Below are 17,158 nucleotides of genomic sequence, written 5' to 3' on the forward strand. Positions count from 1 at the left end.
CGTTAAATCATGAAACGGAAACAGTTTTTAAACAAAAGCAGAAGACAGAATCTTCTGCTTTTATCTGGATATTAATATCTTCTAGAGTTATTATAACCACCACGGCCTCCACCGTTTGACGGTCTTTCAGTACGAGGGCGTGCAACGCTTACTGAAATAACCTTCTGGTCGTATTCAACTCCATTCAGTTCATCAATTGCCTTTTGTCCTTCTCCATCGTTCGTCATTTCTACGAAAGCGAATCCTCTGGATCTGCCAGTCTCTCTATCAAAAATAACTTTGGCTGAAGAAACTTCTCCAAACTCTGCAAATAAATTTGTTAAGTCGGCATCAGTTGTGCCATAGCTTAAACCTGAAATGTAAATGTTCATCTAAAAATTTTATTAAAATAAATACTAATTTGGAGTGAGGAGGATAATTACAGAAGAGGACTACTTACTAATAATATATTAAAAAGAAGAACTGCACAATAATGATTCGTAACTCAAACTCTGGGAACAAAGGTAACACAATAAATTAGATAACGATGTTTTTATTCTATATTTTTCAATAGAAGTTCAATTATTATCATTTGTTAGCACGCCTATCACACCAAACAGAAAGAACTTGCTCAAAAGCTCCAGCCATATACAGATTGTATTTCACTGCTATCCGACCAAAGTTCAACCTATATAAAAGGTATCATCATCACTTCTGCCCACATGGCAAACAATGCACAAACTTACCTTAACCTATTCTGGTTCTTTGCGCATTTGTCGATTCCTGTGAACATACATTTAACAAAAAAAGTGCGCCTTTTCCCCACCGGGAAAGAGGCGCACCACACAAACAAAACAAACAATAGTCTACCTTCACAGGCAGTGAATCCATAAATCCATTCCTTTATATCAAAGAATGGCAAAGGATATGGATTCTGGGGCAATGAGTTGCTTCACAGCAACTAACATATAACAAGAGAATTATTTAGTCATCCCATTCGGAAGGCGGCAGCGTTTTTTTACCATACCACTTCATCCAGGCACAAAATTTCCGTTTCCTCAAATAAAGCGAATCGCCACAATGCTCCAACGCTTCCCAATCAAATGAAGAATGGTGCCCGAACCATCTCTCTATCCAATAAAGCAGATGATAATTGACAAATGCCAATAACATGAACCACCATGAAAGCCACAGGGAAAGAACCAATGCAGGCAACAACGCCAACAAGAAACATTCGAGATATTGCCTCTCATGAATACGAAGTTCCATATCCTCCCATGCTTCCAGATATTTGTAACGGGTAAAACAGCATCCGAAAAGCATGAAATAATACTTCTTCTTATTTAAAAAGGCCTTCGCCCATATACTATTATATAAAATCATGTTTAAATTTCCAGCGCCTTACCCGGTCTGAATTTAACAATCTTCTTTGCGGGAATCTGCATTTTCTGACCGGCTGACGGATTATACCCCGCGCGTGACGCACGTTCCTGTACCCGGAAACTTCCAAATCCCACAAGTGTTACGGACTCTTCATTATGCAAACTGTCTCTGACGGTGTCGGTGATATGGTTTAAGACCCTTTCCACATCTGCCTGTGACATGCCGCTACGAATAGCGACCTCTTGAATCAATTCTTTCTTATTCATCCTTTTAGTTTTTAATATTATTAATGGCAAACCAGATTCATCTGTTTCACTCTTTCTAATTACCAATCATCCTCTTCCTTGAAGAGATCGTATTTCTTCACCAGTGCAGACAGTTCAGGGTCAAGGTTCGCGCGGAATTTCATTTTTTCGTCCATATCCACTGCACTGAGCAATAGCCGTACCGCCTGTTCTTCATCCCCCAGACGTGCCTGAAGAATGGCCTGCATGTACTTGACATCGGCTGTCTGAGGCAAATTCCCGAATATCCGCAAAGCGGCTTTGTCATATCCCTGCGACATATAGGCAATGGCCGTATTCATGTCCTCGTACGGACGCAGAATTTCCAGTGCTTGCGCATATTTGCGTTTCTCCAGACACTCCACTCCCCGTGCATACGCCGTATCCGGTTCGGTGGTATACACCGTATCCTGCTGCATACCCCGGCGGGAAAGGGTAAAGCGGAAGTCTACCGCACGTACGGACGGGTAGAGCTTGTCGAGCATGTAGGCATACTCTGCCTTATACTGGCTCTTAATCAGCCATTCACGCCGGTCGGGATCCGTCTCCTTATCTATTATCCGCAAGACGGCACCCCTGTTACCGACAAAATGCTCATCTTCCATGATCAGGCGTCGCAATTTGTCCCATCCTTCAGGAATGGTACGCACTTTTATCAGTTGCGGCAGGTTCGGGATCTCGTCTTTCACCTCCCGTTTCCGGATATTTCCCGCATCGTCTATCTCCATGGCGGCACCGACAGACAGGGAATCATACAGTTGCGTGAAGTCACGCACCAGAATGTTACGGATAGATTCAGCACGTTTCCGGGCTATCTCTCCGTTGATGCGCCAGTTACCTTCCGGAGAAGAGGTGGCAAAGAGTGTCAGGCTGTCTATGATGTACACCGGATCGGTCATCAGCGCCAGGGTAAGATCGCGCACCTGTTTCACTCCCTTCCGGTTCACATCGATGGATTCATCCAGACTAAAACGGTTTTTGGGAAAATAAAAATTCACACTGGTATTCGCTTCCGCGTCGCGAGTGACGATTTTACGCACAAAGCGGGGAGTCTTGTCAACGAACTTCGTCATCGAACTCACCAGAAAAGTCAGCGTATCCGATTTGGGAAGCGGGTATTCGCTACCGTTGCTGTTCAGCACATTGCCCACCACATAAACCTTCATGCGCGCCGAGTTTTCATCCGCGGGCACTTTCTGCGAATAGAGAAAGCGTACCTGGTCGGCAGCATAAATCACAGTGTCGAGTTTAGCTTCCGGGTTGAACGGGAAACGGACAATATCACGGTATTTCTCGTCTTTCATCGCTTTGCGAGCCTCATTGCGGGCAATCTTCTGCGTTTTATAGAACATTTTTACCAGAGCGGTAGAATCGAGCGAATTGATGCGCGCTATCCGTTCTCCATAGCCTGCCTGCTTGGCGGCATGACGAAGGGCGGGCGGATTGATATTATACAATTCACGTTTCAGACGGTACTGCGGATAAGCTGACCGCAGGGTTTCGTAACGACGCATGTAGCGGTCAACCGTAGCTGCCGAGTCCACCTGGCTGCGCTCTAAATTCCTGAATGCCTTAGGTCCGGGAGTACGTCGCTGCATCGAGTCGGACAGAATGCGGTGATAAGTCAATAAAGGCGACAATCCACGGAAAAATCCGGCGGGTCCCCTGTCGGGCATTCCCTGTCCGTGCGATTCATAATATGCGTATATTTCTTCTTTCGAGAACTGCGACAGCAGGACCTTACGTGTCCGTACCGTATCCGGCCGGACCGGCCTCTCCTGATATTGCGTTTCCGTTACCCACGAAGGAGGCAGGGTGTCCAAGTCCGGACGGCGAAAATGGAACATCGGGAGGAAATTCCTTACTTTCTCATAACGACGGATATATTTTTCCGTGAGTTGCTCACGGTTCAGGTGTGTCGTGTCATTCCCTGCCAGAAAAGCGCGCAGGAATTTCAGGTTTTCCTTCTTTTCGGCACGCGCGCCCCTGATGCGGTAATACCGGTAAAGGCCGGCGTCCAGCCGTTCCATCTTTTCATTGAAATAATCAAAGCGGGGAGAGTAGATCCGCGCACCGGGTTCCGCTCCCAGTTCCGCTCCTATTTCATGTATCCGGTTGAATCTGCGTTCCGCCTGCCAGGCGGCGGCACTCAACGCCCGGTCATAGAAGTAGCTTTTACGGGCAATCAATGCTTCCGCACGCGCTTTGGCATTTTCCGCGCAGGTGAGGGAATCATCTTCCAGGCTTCGGGCATAATTCGCCCATTTGTCGTTGAAGAAGCGGAAGCGTTCCAGCAGGTATTTGTTTTGATATTGCAACGTGTCGTTCACCCGTGCCAAGGCACGGTCATACTGCCACCACTGGCGTGTGATCATCCGGTACGAGTTCTCCAGCATGCGGTCTTTCAGCAGGCTGTCGCGTTCGGCAGCCTGACGGTTGAACATCTCAAAACGCAGCAGCAACGGGTCAGGACGCCGTTTCTTGGCACCCTGTATCGCCCAGCGTTTCTCCAATCCACGCTTATACCACTTCAGACGTTCCAGATAACGCTCGAAAGAGCGATAGTCGACATAGGTACGGTAGAAATTGACCGAGTCCGGGATAATCTTTTCCAGAAAACGGTCATAACGCCGGTAGTCACGCTCCTGCAACTCGCGAAACCGTTGTCCGGTGAAGCGCAGTTCTTTCAGGGAATCGAGCATATCTCCCCGCATCAGAACCGGACGGACATTCACCATCCAGTTATCCTGCTGCAAGGCACGGGGCACCGTTACTACAAATTCAACATCAATCAGCCCGTTGCGTTCCGCCGTGTTGCGGGTGGTATTGGCAGAGATCACAATTTCATCCAATGCCATGGTAGTCAGGTTCTCTTTATGGATACTATCCCATTCCATGGACACACCCGGCCTGGAAGTGACAAAGACGAAGTTCGAAGACGGGGTAGAGATAACCGAGTCATGTTTTACCACCGGACGCTTCGGCGGGCTCTTCCGCGCAGCGGGCAATGCCAACATCACCCTCGGCTGCTCTTTGTAGAGCCTGCCGAATGGAGAGCATGCGGTGACAAGCATGATCAGGAACAGAATATAGAAACTTTTAGTACTCTTCATACACCCATGGGTTGACGACAAGGATCAACCTTAGAATAAATAAACAAGATTAAATGCCAGCTTAGGTGTCGGAAGAAAATAAGTGCCCGACTTCACCTTGTCACCGCAGTGTTCGCAACGATATTTCGTGTAGGGGGTTACCAACAGTCCCAAACCTGCTTCGACTTCCATATTCCAGCGTTTGCCCAGCAACCACGAACGCCCGTAGGTCATTCCCGCACCATAGCCCCAGCCCTGATAACGATATTTACCATCCAGCAGTCCGTCCCACGCCACGTTGTAGCGCGCTCCCATGGCATACATGCTAATAAAACTACCGGCATAAGTTTGCCAGAACCAATAACGTGCGCCCGGTTCCAGCAGGAAGTGCTTGATCTTCCGCGTGTCGCTGAAATTCCACGGATTATAGGAAAAGCCCAGGTTCAGCGTCCAATGGGTACTCAGCATCATGCTGCCCTCGGCGTTGAAGGTGGTAGTGGCCAATTTTAGCGTATTGGTCTGTACTGAATAGAACTGCGCCCGCAGATGGGTCGTCAGACTGCCTGCAAGCAGCAGGAAAAAGGACAATAAGCAATATCGTACAATTCGTCTCATTGATATTTCAATATAAGGAGTTTATATTAACAGACAGTTAGTTGTGTACACCAATTGTCATATTCTTTCCGGTAACTATAAACGGCAGGCGGAGGACTCACCTGTAGGCATGTGTCCGAAACCAGCGTATCATAGCGGTCGGTAAGATTTACCAGGTAGCGCTCTGGTACATATACACAAGGTATGGATTCGGCAACATTCTCACCATTTGCCTCAACACCCTCCAGCTGCGGATAGATCATACTCAGGTAATGGGCGGAATGGCCGAAGCACCACCAATTCTCTTCGATGAAAAACAGGTAGATATGATACAGGTTTTTACCTTCCTTGTCGAACACTAATTCCGGAATTCTCATGTTACATTTTGTCATTGGGTTAATAATCACTTACACATCTCACCATACCGTTCGCCGTACTTTTAGCCTGGATATCACAGTAAGGTTTCCCCGATGTAAAATCAAAAAACCAAGCATCTGTTGCCCCCTTTTCAGTGGAAGACCAGTATCTTTTCGTCCTGCCGGTTTCTTCCATCAGTTTGTCCTTATATATCGCCCCAATGGCTTCACGAAACATCCACATCAGTTGCAGCTCGCGTTGAGTGGGAACACGCCATTTGCGCCCTTCACCCGGTGCGCCGGCAGTACCATACCAACGGCACCCTGTATTTGCAGTGGTGGCAAAATCCGGATTATCATCCTGCCCGCCATCATTTACTCCTTGCACTGCCATCCAATTCTTATCATTGCTTCCCACATCCGTGGGTGCCACAATAAAGCGAAACGGTATTCTGTCATTGACGCTCAAGTTTCCACCGTTTCCTTTGGAAACCTGATGCCGGATGGTAGCGCCGTTCCGCATTATCTTTACTCCGCTTCCCCATTGGGCGGCTCCAGCCAGTCCTTCCGCATAAATAACGGCATACGTTTTTCCGCCGATAGTATCTTTCTGGATATACTGCCCAAAAACTCCCGAAGGAAGGCCGAAGCAGAATAAAACGATCCATAGAATGGAACAGGTCTTGAAACTCATCATCTTTATTTCTTATTAGGTTGCATTTCGTTTACTTATCGCTAATTGCTCGCATGACTGGCTTTGACCGGATCCTGGAAACCTCTGACGGCATGCGTATTGCCGACAGCGTCGGAGTACACCTTCCCTTCATTCGTGATTACAAAGGCTTTATCGACATCCGGACAGGCGGTAGACGACCAGTAACCGGCACTCAGCTGGCTTGCCGTACTTGAAGAGGAAATCCAGGTTCCTATCAACTCGCCGATAGAAGGAAGATACCACAGGATATCACCGGCCGGTTTCCCCTGGTCGTATCCATTCAGTCCGCGGTAGCAGGTATGGGCAGCCGCATAGTCTTCCCAAGGAACGCCGGAGGCTTGCAATCGTGCGGTATTCGCAGGTCCGTCCGTCAACGAAGTGGCTTCCCGTTTGTTGAGTGGCGCCGACCCCGCATACCATTTCAGGTTCGTTGCTCCCGGCGTTGTGGTGCCGGACGAACCTCCCATCGGATAGTATCCGTCCAAAAAGTAAACCTCTATCTTGTTCGGGTATTGCCATTTAACGGCATTCGCGTCAGTGACCGACGACAAGCGATTACCACTTGCATCGTATGCCGTAAGTTCTCCCGAGAAATAGCCGGGTATCAACCGGACTACATTGGTGTCTTCCGCGCTATTTCCTTTCAGGACAATGTTGTAAGTCAGGTCGTAATTGGGGTACACGCCGAAATCAGTCGTGAAGTTCTTTCCCAAAAACAACTGGTAGATAGAGAAATCTTTTACAATATGTAAATCCGGGATACCAGCGATCTGCTTATTCTCCAGTCCTATAATCTGAAGGTAAGTACCGCCCTTCGGTGAGTTATCGCGGCGGGTACTCTGCGTAGAGGTCGGTACGCTCTGCTGGAGATTGACCGGGATGTATACAGGCACCGTATTAATCACTGGATTTGCGACGGTTGTCTTCTCTGCGAGTTTTTTAGACCAAAAAAAGTCGGAGCTGTTCAAATCCACTAAAGGGAAAACGGCTTTTCTTCCAATCACACTATAATAACTCTGCGTGGGAATGTTCATCAAGTCTACCTCCCACGTATGCGGAACGTCTATAAAATGTTTAAAAGTGGTTGTTATATTGAATTTCACTCTTGCCACGGTGCGCTTCAAAGAGACGTATAGCTGTTTGCCCGTAGAGATTTCAGCGGCAACCTGGCCGCACATGACGATTCCTGTTCTTTCCATGTCCTTTCCGTTTTCCTGTAGCGGGGCGCCGTTCGTGTCCGTCAGTATCAGCTTGTTTCTGGGGAAAACGCTATTATTATCCGCCCGTGTCATAAAGAGTTTCTGTAAATCCGCATAGGTGGAACTGCTTACTGTCATACCGCTAAAGTCACTCTCATTGACGTTGGCCAAAACCACAATCATGTTTTTCTTCCCTCCCGTAGATTTAATCTCCACCTCATCTGTCTTGATGGAGCCGTCCGGAGAAGTAAAATATTTCTTTTCCACCAGTTTTCCGTCCGGTAGTGTTCCGTCAAACTGGAAGCCCATGTACGAATAAACGGCATAATCTTCAGGAATACTCACGGCAGGAGACGAAGCCGCCCTTGTGACGGCAGGTGTCGCCACAAGTTCCACATCCATATCCGGCGAAGACATCCTAAGCACAGGGGGCATTTCTTCCGCACGTGTTTTCCCGTCGGACGAGGTATTATAACCGTCTATGCCCAGGGTAAGCTTCACGGTCACCGGGTCCGGGGATGAAGATGTTCCCGGGTCCGGCAACAGGCTGTCCTCCGTGCATCCCCCTAAGGCCAGGAAGACGATACATACCGGAATTATTTTTTTTATCATGATAATATCGTTCATTTGTATATTGTTATAATATCATTACTTATGAAGCATCACGGACACAGCGCACAGAACCCGTCGTTTTCTTATCGTACGGAGATAGCACCAACTTAGTATTCACAACAGCACTTCCATAATCAAAAGACATGCCCCATGCTTCGTTTTCAGTTACTTCCGTACCGGTCCAGTATGGTTTATTTCGATTCGCATCACTTCCAAAGTTCAAATCCGCATATGTACCTCCATTAGCCGATACCAGTACCAATACCGCCCGCAACTCTGTGGCTCTCGGAAGTCTCCAGTCATGAAAACCACCCCCGTTATATTTTCTGCAAAGTTCTTTCGCAACCAACTCGCCGTTTTCATTTTCCCACGGAACAGGCATAACGGAGACATCATTTTTGGTTATCTGAATTACCGGATAAGCTTTTTCGTTTGTATAGACGTTTATATCATCCGTAATCTTTAGACCGTCCGTGGGCAGTGTTTCGGGGGCTGGTGCATTAACATGCACATAATCTCCGTTACCGCCATAGTCCACAGTAGTAAGGTAGTTTTTGTACGTATGCTCACCGACGGTTAAAGAGGTAGGTTTTGGAGGATATATAGTCTGATATGGATTGCCCGGAATAAGGGCTTTCGGCCAATAATATCCGCTAGGAACTGGAAATTTCTCTATATTTGAAAAATCTATCCATCTATAGTTATCCGCGGAGGGAGGCGTTATATCATCTCCAAAACCACCATTAATTACCTCTGAACTCCAGCTCTGAATACTTAAACTCAGAGCGGAGTTATTATAGACCAGATTATACGTGTTTTTATATCCCTGTCTGAAACCGAACGACTTACCATCGTCACTTTTGTTAAGATAGAGCTTACTCAGCGTAAACAGCTCATTAATTCCATTGACATTCAATATGATGAGTAGGTCGCCGTCACCGACTTTGGAATCCATGAACGAGGGAACCAGAAACTGGTAGGTGAGAACCTTCGTAGTGGACAATACCGCAGCAGGGTTTACGGTTACTCCTATCGGACCGGCGGTAGCTCCATCCTTTACCAACCCTGTTTCCGGGTCAATAGCTCCTTTGTTTTTAATCCAGCCTCCCCCCAGGTTATCCAGGGAAACACTGCTCAGCCTGAACTCCGGTCCTTTATCCACATATTTCGTGATGTTAAGAACGATCCACGTATAGGCATGCCGGAAGTGTAAAGGAATAGTTACCACCGGTTTATCAGATGGAGCGAACGGATAGATGGTCTCGGTATTGTAGAGCAGATCCGTCTGTTGGAGACCGGTCCTGACGGAGAAATCAAACGGGATGCCATTCGTATAGACATCCTTGGTAGCGGATGGGACAGGCGGATAGTAAGCAACCACTTTTAACGCTTTACCTTCCGACCCCACGGGAGTGACACTTGAATGAGTTGAATTGTCAATGAAAGACCAATTCCACGGTGCAGAGGAGTCGGTGCGCTTCATTGTCGCTGTCATGTCGGATGATCCCTTGAAAATTTCATTCCCGTTATCACTTTTAGTGACGGACATTCCAAAGGAATAGGAATTTCCGGTAAAATCATTTGTGGGTATAAAATTTCTTGATTGAACGGGCTCTGTCTTTTCTATGGACGCGTTGAAGTTCAGAGAAACCTCCTTTGCCGGAGTATCCGACTCCGGTCCGTCATAGATATGGTTGTCACAGGCTCCGGCCAGAAGTAAAGAGAAGGCTGTCAGGAGGATTGCCCGGGGCAAGGTATATTTCTTGTTTGTATCCATATTCATCTTTGTATATCGTTTCAATCACTTTTTACTAAAATTCTGTTTATCCTGTTGCTGACGTACGCAACGGATTTTCAATGTTTCTGTTTTCTGATGCCACGATGCGTATCCGGTAGTAGGAGTAAAATCGACAGCCCATGCCCAAGCGGACTTTTTCCGTTGGTCGTCTGTAGCATTGGGTACCAGATACTCGCTCCCGCACCAATAAGTCCCGGACAACGGTGTGAAGCCTCGCAATGCTTCCAAGCTTCCCTGATTCACATAGATAAACGCCAGTTCCGAGAGTCGCGGAAGTCTCCAGTCGTCATATCCGTTTTCTTCCAGATCCCGGCATAAGTCAAAGGCTGTCAGCGTAGTTCCGGTCTTCCACTGGACCTTCTCATTACCCGATTCATCCACCATATCATCACCGGAAACCATCAGATTGGGAAAGGTACCTTCATAGGAAAAGGCATCCGCCACCGTAGCATACAAGCTCCCGTTTTGTCCTCCCGAAATATTCGGAGCATAAAAACTATTTCCTTCCTGATAAAAATTATTGTAGTTGAATGGAAGATATATATTAGTACCCCAATAAGACTTCTTCTTGGGAATTACTTTTGAGGCACCCGCAGTGTAAGTCCAGTCCACATTCTCTCCATTAAATCCCTGATAAGTCAGGTAGTATCCCAGGATGGAAGGTACGGAAGTTTCTTCGTTTGATACCCAGTCCTCGATCATGCCGGCGCTGAAATCCAAGCCTTTCGGCTTGCTGGTGTACGCAAGTTCGGCAGTGGCATAACCCGCGTCCTTCACGTTCTTGATGGTAAACTGGTATACGTGGTTGCGCAGTATGTTCATCTTGTCCTTACTCCCCTCATCGTAGGTGAAGTCTACGCGGTAGAACGTTTCCACCGCCGAGCCGTTATACTTTCCCCCTACGATAATCGCGAGGCGATTGGAGTGATTGGTATCATATACATCTCCCCATAGCAAATCGGCTTCAGGCACATAGATCTTTTCCGAGCAATAAGTGGTACCGGTAATGTACGTGCTGCCGTAGATCTTTGTTTCCGTACCTCCGACAGGGGAAGGACTGTTGATTGTCAATGCCCCTGCCGAAGAAGAGAAGTTGTTTTCTACAGGCATATATGCGTATTGTTTTCCGTCTTTCCATATCTGGACCTGGGTCATGTCAAACGGCACGCCGCCTTTGTTCCAGGTATTGTTATCGGCGTTTTTTGTCCCGATGCCGATATCTACCCGCGCTACCGCACGTACCAATGACACCGTGCCGAGATTCATCGTCTCAGTAATAATCTGGGGAGCTCCGTCTTTAGCTATCCCGAACATCGGAAACGGTTGAGCGGCAGTAAATTCAAGCACATTGCTTTCTCCAATAAGTTCCGCGCTCAGGCAGGCCTGCTGCACTTCCGCATAGCTCTTCCCCCCCATACGATAAAAGATTCCGTAATCGTCATCGGGAAAGTTGGCAAGGATGACTAGTTTGTATTTGTCATTGTTGTCTACACTTTGCAGCAGTGTAGCGCTGTATTTTCCACTGTTCGGAGCTATCTCCATACCCATACCCACATGGCGCAAGGTACCGAAGGCATTTCCATCCGCATTGAACTGAAGAATACAAAGGGACTTAATGGCCGAGGCGGTATCATCATTATCCATTGTCGTTCCGCTATTGGCAGCGGATACGGACAGGTTGATGATGGCAGAATCCGCAGCCGGGGAGAATGAATCGTCCTGCTGACATGATATTTGCAATATCATTGCAGCGACAAGCATTGCCCACTTACTTAAATTCGATATATGGTTATTCTTCATATTCTATGACATTATCTTCTGTATGTACAATCACCGTCCGGTGATTCAATTATATTCTTTCCAGACAGTCTCTACTCCCCATTCGGTGAGTTTGACCTCTACACTGACGCTCAATTTGAAATCCAACAGCACGTTCAGGGTTTGTCCCACGACCGGGATGATGGGTTGGTGGCTGCTGTCCGTATTCAGACTTTTGATCCGCTCTGTGCCATGATAGATATCGATGGTCACTCCTTGGTTTTCTCCTTCCAGAGTAGGGAACAGGTTGAAAGGAGGAATCTTATAATCTTTTCCCGCTTCAAAAGGGGGCGAAAATCGATAGGAAGCAGGAGTACCGCCATAATGACCTTCAAAATCCAGGCGGCTGGCAGTTTCATGCACAACGAGCGAATAATCGCCGTCACTACTTCCGCTAAGAAGTTCCAGACCGCGTACGGTTATATTCATTGACGCTACCATCCGTGAAACAGCCAAAGTCTGTTCCTCTACCCGGGCGGACGTCGAAGTGTTTTCTATTTTAAGCTCTCCGTAGAATAAATCGGCCGGAGGGGTGTAGGATATGCTCTGTGCATCCCTTGTGGGTGCGGAGGGTTTCATAGATATGAAACCGTCGGAGCATAAATCGCCCTTTTTCAGGGGGCTGACGAGCATCGTACCGTCCTGCGTATTGCACAAGGCTACACAATGAAGGGTAGGAATACCCGGATAATCCAGATTAACAGGTTCCGTACTGTTCACAGGGAGTATGTCAAGCAACAAGTCTTTGTCATCAAATACATAGAGGCTCATATCCTTGATGGTTTCCTGTGAAATACCGGCAGGAAGTTTCACTTTCAGAGGGACACCCTTGAAACAATCGTCGTTATTTTCAGCTATGCATCCTGATAACAGCAATAGTGTGAACATAGAGTATAATATCCCCGGCATGAACCGGAATTTGTAGTCACCTGTCATAATGGATATTCTTTCTTGTTTTTTTATCTTTGCTAAGAACGGAGTGTGCCCGAATGCGGATTACAATCGGGCACATACCGATTTCTAAGAATTTTTCTTTTGTTTAATTATAAAGAATAGAGGGGGATGCCAGAATTATTGGAAATCTTTTGTGATTTCGGCAGTTGTCCATTTTGCAGCGTCTACAGTTACCTCAACTGAAGCGTCTACACTCGGCTTAGTCGGATCGTCACCACCGCCACCTGCGTTGCCGCCGGGTTTAAAACTACCTTTCAAAGACAGAGTCATGGTATAAGTCTTTCCGGCTTCAAGAAGCGGTTGGGCAGTACCACTAGTTCCAGATTCACCAAAATACATTGTAAAGTACTTGGGCAAAAGGTCTTCCGGTTTCTCTGACTGTTCTTTTGATCTCCATAAAACCTCAATAACAAGACCGGTCGGATGGGAAGAAGCAGATGAATTTTCAAACAGATACCAGGATTTACTTGCAAGGGCGTTATCTATTTGATTGGTATTAGAAGTGCTCTCCACAAGATCCGCAGCGAGTGCAAGATAATCATCTGTTTGCTTCGGCTCACCGATTTTGTTGTCTGTCCATGTCCACGGTGCAGCACCCCATGCCACACCACCTGCAAAAGCGTAACTCTGCGGAACAAATCCTTTCCACGTTCCAGTAGTGGCCGGAATAAGAGGTGAATTTGTCTGGGCCGTCATCATATAAACCTTTTTAATGGTAAACCATTTTGTTTTATCAGTAGTCAAATCTGTTTCAGCAGCAGCATAATTCTGACCAGCTGTCCATGCAATCTTTACCGTCTTGATCCTAGCTGCCACAAAATGTAACTGGACGCTAGCTGTACCCTCATTATCATTAAATGTGATTTCACCCATTCCACTTGAATACAAATTGTCCTTGCTCTGGTTTACAGTAACTTTACCAGCACCGTCGGTAGCAATAGAAGAGAAATCAAGCTTTTGGAGCTGGGAAAGACTGGCTATGCCATCAAATGTACCATCCTGGGTCTTGTCACCGAGATTGGCTATTACAACTACGTCAGCGGCATCCGTAGTAGTAGAAATAGTTATCTTCTTAGAGGGATCAGAAACCGCCTTAAACTGTGGTTTGCCCACAATGAAGCCTGTCGGGTTAAAGAAAAACACAGTAACATTCTCAATAGCAGCACCGGGTTCGGTAGCAGCTTCCTCGGTATCCGCCGCCCTTGTTGCGTTTACTCCATCTCCTTCCAATTTAAGGATAACCTTTGCTTCCGGGGCATCACCCCCTGTAGGAGCCACATCGTCACTTTGTGAACAACTTGCCAATGCCGCTATCGCACACATCGACAAAAATAAACTTTTTACTTTCATTAGTAGTTTTTTTTAAAAAAATTTGACAACTATATCTTTTAAATTAAAATAGCTCACTCCACCTTTATCCATCTCTATTCCATAATAGAGAGTAGCACAAATAAACTGCATATACATCACCGTATATTACTATATATCAATACATTACAATTATTTACGAATGTAACAGCTGTTTCAGAATCAATAAATGAAGAATAAAACAAAACAATGTTCAAACAAAAAGCTGATATTTAATTTATTAAGAAAATAGATTCTGAAACAATTGTGAAACAAAGAAAATCGGACAGGTCAAACAATTTTGATAATATTCATAAAAACAAAACATATGGAAAGCGAGTTGCTATACATCGAAGAGCATTTGTCATGTCAAAACTATATGACTGCCATCGAAACCGGATTCAAATTTATTGAATTTACGGAAGATGCAGAATTTGGAGAAGACCACACAAATAAAAACTACCTTTTATTCTTTCTCAAAGGTGACATAACTATAAGCTACAACCAGTTTCGCGACAAGTCGTTTCAAACAGGCGACATGGTATTGATTCCACGTTCTTCATTATTTAAAGGAGTGGCCCCCAAGGATTCGAAGTTGCTTTTAATGTTTTTCGATATACCAGAAAACAACTGCGACAAACTACTATTGCAATCATTATCAAATATTTGCGAAAATATGGAATACCTGTTCGAACCGATTAGAATACGTTATCCGCTGACTCCCTTTTTAGAGGTGCTGATCCACTGCATCAGAAATGGCATGAACTGTTTACACCTGCACACACTGATGCAACAGGAATTATTCTTCCTACTTCGCGGGTTTTATGAGAAAAAAGATATTGCAACATTGTTTTATCCTATTATTGGAAAAAGCATTGACTTTAAAGATTTTATCATGAACAACTATACCAAAGTGAATAATATCGAGAAACTTATTTCTCTGTCCAATCTGGGGAGAAGTTATTTTTTTGCAAGATTCAACGAAGTATTCGGAATGACAGCCAAACAATGGATGCTGAAACAAAGAAACCAACTGATTTTGAAAAAACTGACTGAACCCGGGGTATGTATAAAAGATGTCATTGAAGAACTGGGATTTGAGTCACAAGGTTATTTTGGCCGTTACTGCAAGCAGCATTTCGGATGCACTCCCAAACAATTAATTAAGCGCTGTCAGGCTAATAATGAAACAAATTAGCAAGTATTTTCCATGTTTGTACAAAATGAACAAATTTTCGGACTTTATTGCAATTAATATAAAATAAATATAGGCTAACTTTGCAACGTGAAAACAAATAAATCAATAGAACCCTTTTTGTACTACTCTCTATTATGGAATAGATTACAATAATGCAAATATATATAAAATATTAATATCTGCAATTTTTTTATCAGGAATTATAGTATGAAAAATCTTACTTTTAGAACAATTTAGTCACTATACTATTCACCTTATCAAGTTGGGAAACGTCGAATTCCTTCAAATAAATACGGGTCATTTCTTCTGATGTATGTCCCAATCCTGCACTAATCACGGAAACCGGCGCACCACAGTCACGGGCGAGGGTAGCCCAAGTATGGCGGGCTGTATAAGTAGTCAAAGGTATTTTGACATCAATCATGGCAGCTATTCTTTTCAAATGCCGGTTTATACGCCCCAAGGCCAGACGGTACTGCGTATATTCTGAAGAAGAATTGTCACGGATAATCGGAAATACATATTTTCCTTCTGTTTCATACTTATCCATCAACTCCTGCATTTGAGGCGTTACGGCAATGCGAATAAATTGCTTAGACTTATGCCGGGAATAGGTCAACACACCATTATAAATATCAGATTTCTTCAAAAGGACAATATCCACAAAGGCCATTCCCTGCGCATAGAAGCTAAACAAATACAGGTCACGGGCAAACTTCAGTTCAGGAGCATCCTCTAGTTTGAGATTCGCCAGAGCTTGAAGATCCTCACGGCTCAAGGCACGCTTCACTGTTTTAGCCGGACGCGTCTGCGCTTTCACAAAGGGATATTCTCCATGAGGATGATAGCCATCCACCACAGCCTGATTATAAAGAGTCCGCAAATTCCGCAAATAATAGCTCACCGTATTTTCGGCAACTCCATTATTATACAAAAAATCCTCATAGCGCCGGATAAAACGTAAATCAATCTCTGGCATCCGGATGTCCGAACCGTCCAGAAACTTAGCCAATGATGAACGCGTGCTTTTATATGCCGCAGCCGTCCCCTCTTTCTTCAACTTTTTCTTCCGTTCAATTTGTGTATCAATATAGCGCAGTATGTAAAATTGCTGCCTTACGTTCGCACGGGTGAATTGTGCCAATACATCTTCTACTGTAAAAGGCTCCGTTGTCCGTTCAAGCTGCCGGATCCGTGTATGAATCATATTTTTCATTTTCCGCAGTTCACGATTCATCTTTGTGATGTCCGTAGCGGTTAGTGTGGCATCCGTACCATCAACAATCTTTTCCTCTGCCTCATTGAATGCTTCCTCTTTTAACCGGAATCCGGTATATAACAGTTTCTTTCTCCTACTATGTATCACTTGAAACACCAAAGGATAAGTACCATTATTCAATCTCCTGCCCTTATTCAGCATAAGCCTAACTGATGTTGTCATATTCTTCCCTTCCTTTTTTGCTATTATTTGCACATTATTTAAATTTCCAACCTGCCCCTCACAAGCCAAAACAAGGAGTGCCATAAAAGGTTTTGCAAGTTCAAGAATACTTGGAGTATAAATATAGTTAAATTATACGCTCATATATTTATTCTGTTTTAATTACATAGCTTCTATATATATGCGCATAAATTAAATAAGTACGAAAATAGTCATATTTTATTACATGAATAATATATTCAAGCTATTATTCATTTTGAAAAATCAGAATATTACGTATAGCTTTGCAATATGGATTTTAAGGAGCCGTCCGTTGTACTAAATCCCGCATACGTAATAGCTAAAGTTTGCTATCTGTATGCGGGATTCCTTTTTTTTGCTGATTTTA

At 45.1% G+C, this 17,158-nt stretch carries 14 protein-coding genes; 1 reads left to right on the forward strand and 13 read right to left on the reverse strand.

Going from position 1 to position 17,158, the window contains the following annotated elements:
- Positions 1–71: 71 nt before the first annotated feature.
- The 12 genes from I2I13_RS20805 to I2I13_RS20860 form a co-directional block, all read right to left on the reverse strand.
- Positions 72–371, reverse strand: coding sequence for an RNA-binding protein (locus tag I2I13_RS20805; protein WP_004315028.1), 300 nt, complete (start codon positions 369–371; stop codon positions 72–74).
- Between the two features lie 592 nt (positions 372–963).
- On the reverse strand, positions 964–1,362 hold the full coding sequence (locus I2I13_RS20810) for a hypothetical protein (RefSeq protein WP_148367127.1): 399 nt from the start codon (positions 1,360–1,362) through the stop codon (positions 964–966).
- Between the two features lie 2 nt (positions 1,363–1,364).
- Positions 1,365–1,694, reverse strand: a complete 330-nt coding sequence (locus I2I13_RS20815; protein ID WP_321019653.1) for an HU family DNA-binding protein — start codon at positions 1,692–1,694, stop codon at positions 1,365–1,367.
- Positions 1,688–4,759, reverse strand: a complete 3,072-nt coding sequence (locus I2I13_RS20820) for a hypothetical protein (protein WP_195650406.1) — start codon at positions 4,757–4,759, stop codon at positions 1,688–1,690. Before I2I13_RS20820 ends, I2I13_RS20815 begins: the two co-directional genes overlap by 7 nt.
- Before the next feature lie 30 nt (positions 4,760–4,789).
- The gene (locus I2I13_RS20825; RefSeq protein ID WP_195650407.1) at positions 4,790–5,353 is read right to left on the reverse strand and encodes a DUF3575 domain-containing protein; all 564 of its coding nucleotides are present in this window, start codon (positions 5,351–5,353) and stop codon (positions 4,790–4,792) included.
- Between the two features lie 26 nt (positions 5,354–5,379).
- Positions 5,380–5,709, reverse strand: a complete 330-nt coding sequence (locus tag I2I13_RS20830) for a hypothetical protein (protein ID WP_195650408.1) — start codon at positions 5,707–5,709, stop codon at positions 5,380–5,382.
- A gap of 19 nt (positions 5,710–5,728) precedes the next feature.
- Positions 5,729–6,385, reverse strand: a complete 657-nt coding sequence (locus I2I13_RS20835) for a DUF1566 domain-containing protein (RefSeq protein WP_229128687.1) — start codon at positions 6,383–6,385, stop codon at positions 5,729–5,731.
- A 38-nt stretch (positions 6,386–6,423) separates the two neighbouring features.
- On the reverse strand, positions 6,424–8,214 hold the full coding sequence (locus I2I13_RS20840; RefSeq protein ID WP_229128688.1) for a DUF4906 domain-containing protein: 1,791 nt from the start codon (positions 8,212–8,214) through the stop codon (positions 6,424–6,426).
- Between the two features lie 40 nt (positions 8,215–8,254).
- Positions 8,255–9,997, reverse strand: a complete 1,743-nt coding sequence (locus I2I13_RS20845) for a fimbrillin family protein (RefSeq protein WP_229128689.1) — start codon at positions 9,995–9,997, stop codon at positions 8,255–8,257.
- A gap of 18 nt (positions 9,998–10,015) precedes the next feature.
- Positions 10,016–11,812, reverse strand: coding sequence for a DUF1566 domain-containing protein (locus tag I2I13_RS20850; protein ID WP_195650410.1), 1,797 nt, complete (start codon positions 11,810–11,812; stop codon positions 10,016–10,018).
- Positions 11,813–11,857: 45 nt separating this feature from the next.
- Positions 11,858–12,766, reverse strand: coding sequence for a FimB/Mfa2 family fimbrial subunit (locus I2I13_RS20855; protein ID WP_195650411.1), 909 nt, complete (start codon positions 12,764–12,766; stop codon positions 11,858–11,860).
- Between the two features lie 135 nt (positions 12,767–12,901).
- Complete coding sequence (locus I2I13_RS20860) at positions 12,902–14,134, reverse strand: fimbrial protein (RefSeq protein WP_195650412.1); 1,233 nt, start codon at positions 14,132–14,134, stop codon at positions 12,902–12,904.
- 310 nt (positions 14,135–14,444) lie between these two features.
- On the opposite strand from I2I13_RS20860, the gene I2I13_RS20865 reads away from it, so the two are divergent.
- The gene (locus I2I13_RS20865) at positions 14,445–15,329 is read left to right on the forward strand and encodes an AraC family transcriptional regulator (protein ID WP_195650417.1); all 885 of its coding nucleotides are present in this window, start codon (positions 14,445–14,447) and stop codon (positions 15,327–15,329) included.
- A gap of 223 nt (positions 15,330–15,552) precedes the next feature.
- On the opposite strand, the gene I2I13_RS20870 is transcribed toward I2I13_RS20865, so the two are convergent.
- Positions 15,553–16,770: a site-specific integrase gene (locus tag I2I13_RS20870; protein ID WP_195650413.1), complete on the reverse strand. Its 1,218-nt coding sequence runs from the start codon at positions 16,768–16,770 to the stop codon at positions 15,553–15,555.
- Positions 16,771–17,158: the final 388 nt, after the last annotated feature.

The sequence above is a fragment of the Bacteroides sp. D55t1_190419_B8 genome (assembly GCF_015558905.1).
Classification (GTDB): domain Bacteria; phylum Bacteroidota; class Bacteroidia; order Bacteroidales; family Bacteroidaceae; genus Bacteroides; species Bacteroides vicugnae.

Coding starts and splice junctions, on each gene's coding strand:
- I2I13_RS20855 (WP_195650411.1), bottom strand. CDS start 12,766: ATGACAGGTGACTACAAATTCCGGTTCATGCCGGGGATATTATACTCT.
- I2I13_RS20820 (WP_195650406.1), bottom strand. CDS start 4,759: ATGAAGAGTACTAAAAGTTTCTATATTCTGTTCCTGATCATGCTTGTC.
- I2I13_RS20830 (WP_195650408.1), bottom strand. CDS start 5,709: ATGAGAATTCCGGAATTAGTGTTCGACAAGGAAGGTAAAAACCTGTAT.
- I2I13_RS20825 (WP_195650407.1), bottom strand. CDS start 5,353: ATGAGACGAATTGTACGATATTGCTTATTGTCCTTTTTCCTGCTGCTT.
- I2I13_RS20850 (WP_195650410.1), bottom strand. CDS start 11,812: ATGAAGAATAACCATATATCGAATTTAAGTAAGTGGGCAATGCTTGTC.
- I2I13_RS20845 (WP_229128689.1), bottom strand. CDS start 9,997: ATGAATATGGATACAAACAAGAAATATACCTTGCCCCGGGCAATCCTC.
- I2I13_RS20835 (WP_229128687.1), bottom strand. CDS start 6,385: ATGATGAGTTTCAAGACCTGTTCCATTCTATGGATCGTTTTATTCTGC.
- I2I13_RS20805 (WP_004315028.1), bottom strand. CDS start 371: ATGAACATTTACATTTCAGGTTTAAGCTATGGCACAACTGATGCCGAC.
- I2I13_RS20860 (WP_195650412.1), bottom strand. CDS start 14,134: ATGAAAGTAAAAAGTTTATTTTTGTCGATGTGTGCGATAGCGGCATTG.
- I2I13_RS20870 (WP_195650413.1), bottom strand. CDS start 16,770: ATGACAACATCAGTTAGGCTTATGCTGAATAAGGGCAGGAGATTGAAT.
- I2I13_RS20810 (WP_148367127.1), bottom strand. CDS start 1,362: ATGATTTTATATAATAGTATATGGGCGAAGGCCTTTTTAAATAAGAAG.
- I2I13_RS20840 (WP_229128688.1), bottom strand. CDS start 8,214: ATGATAAAAAAAATAATTCCGGTATGTATCGTCTTCCTGGCCTTAGGG.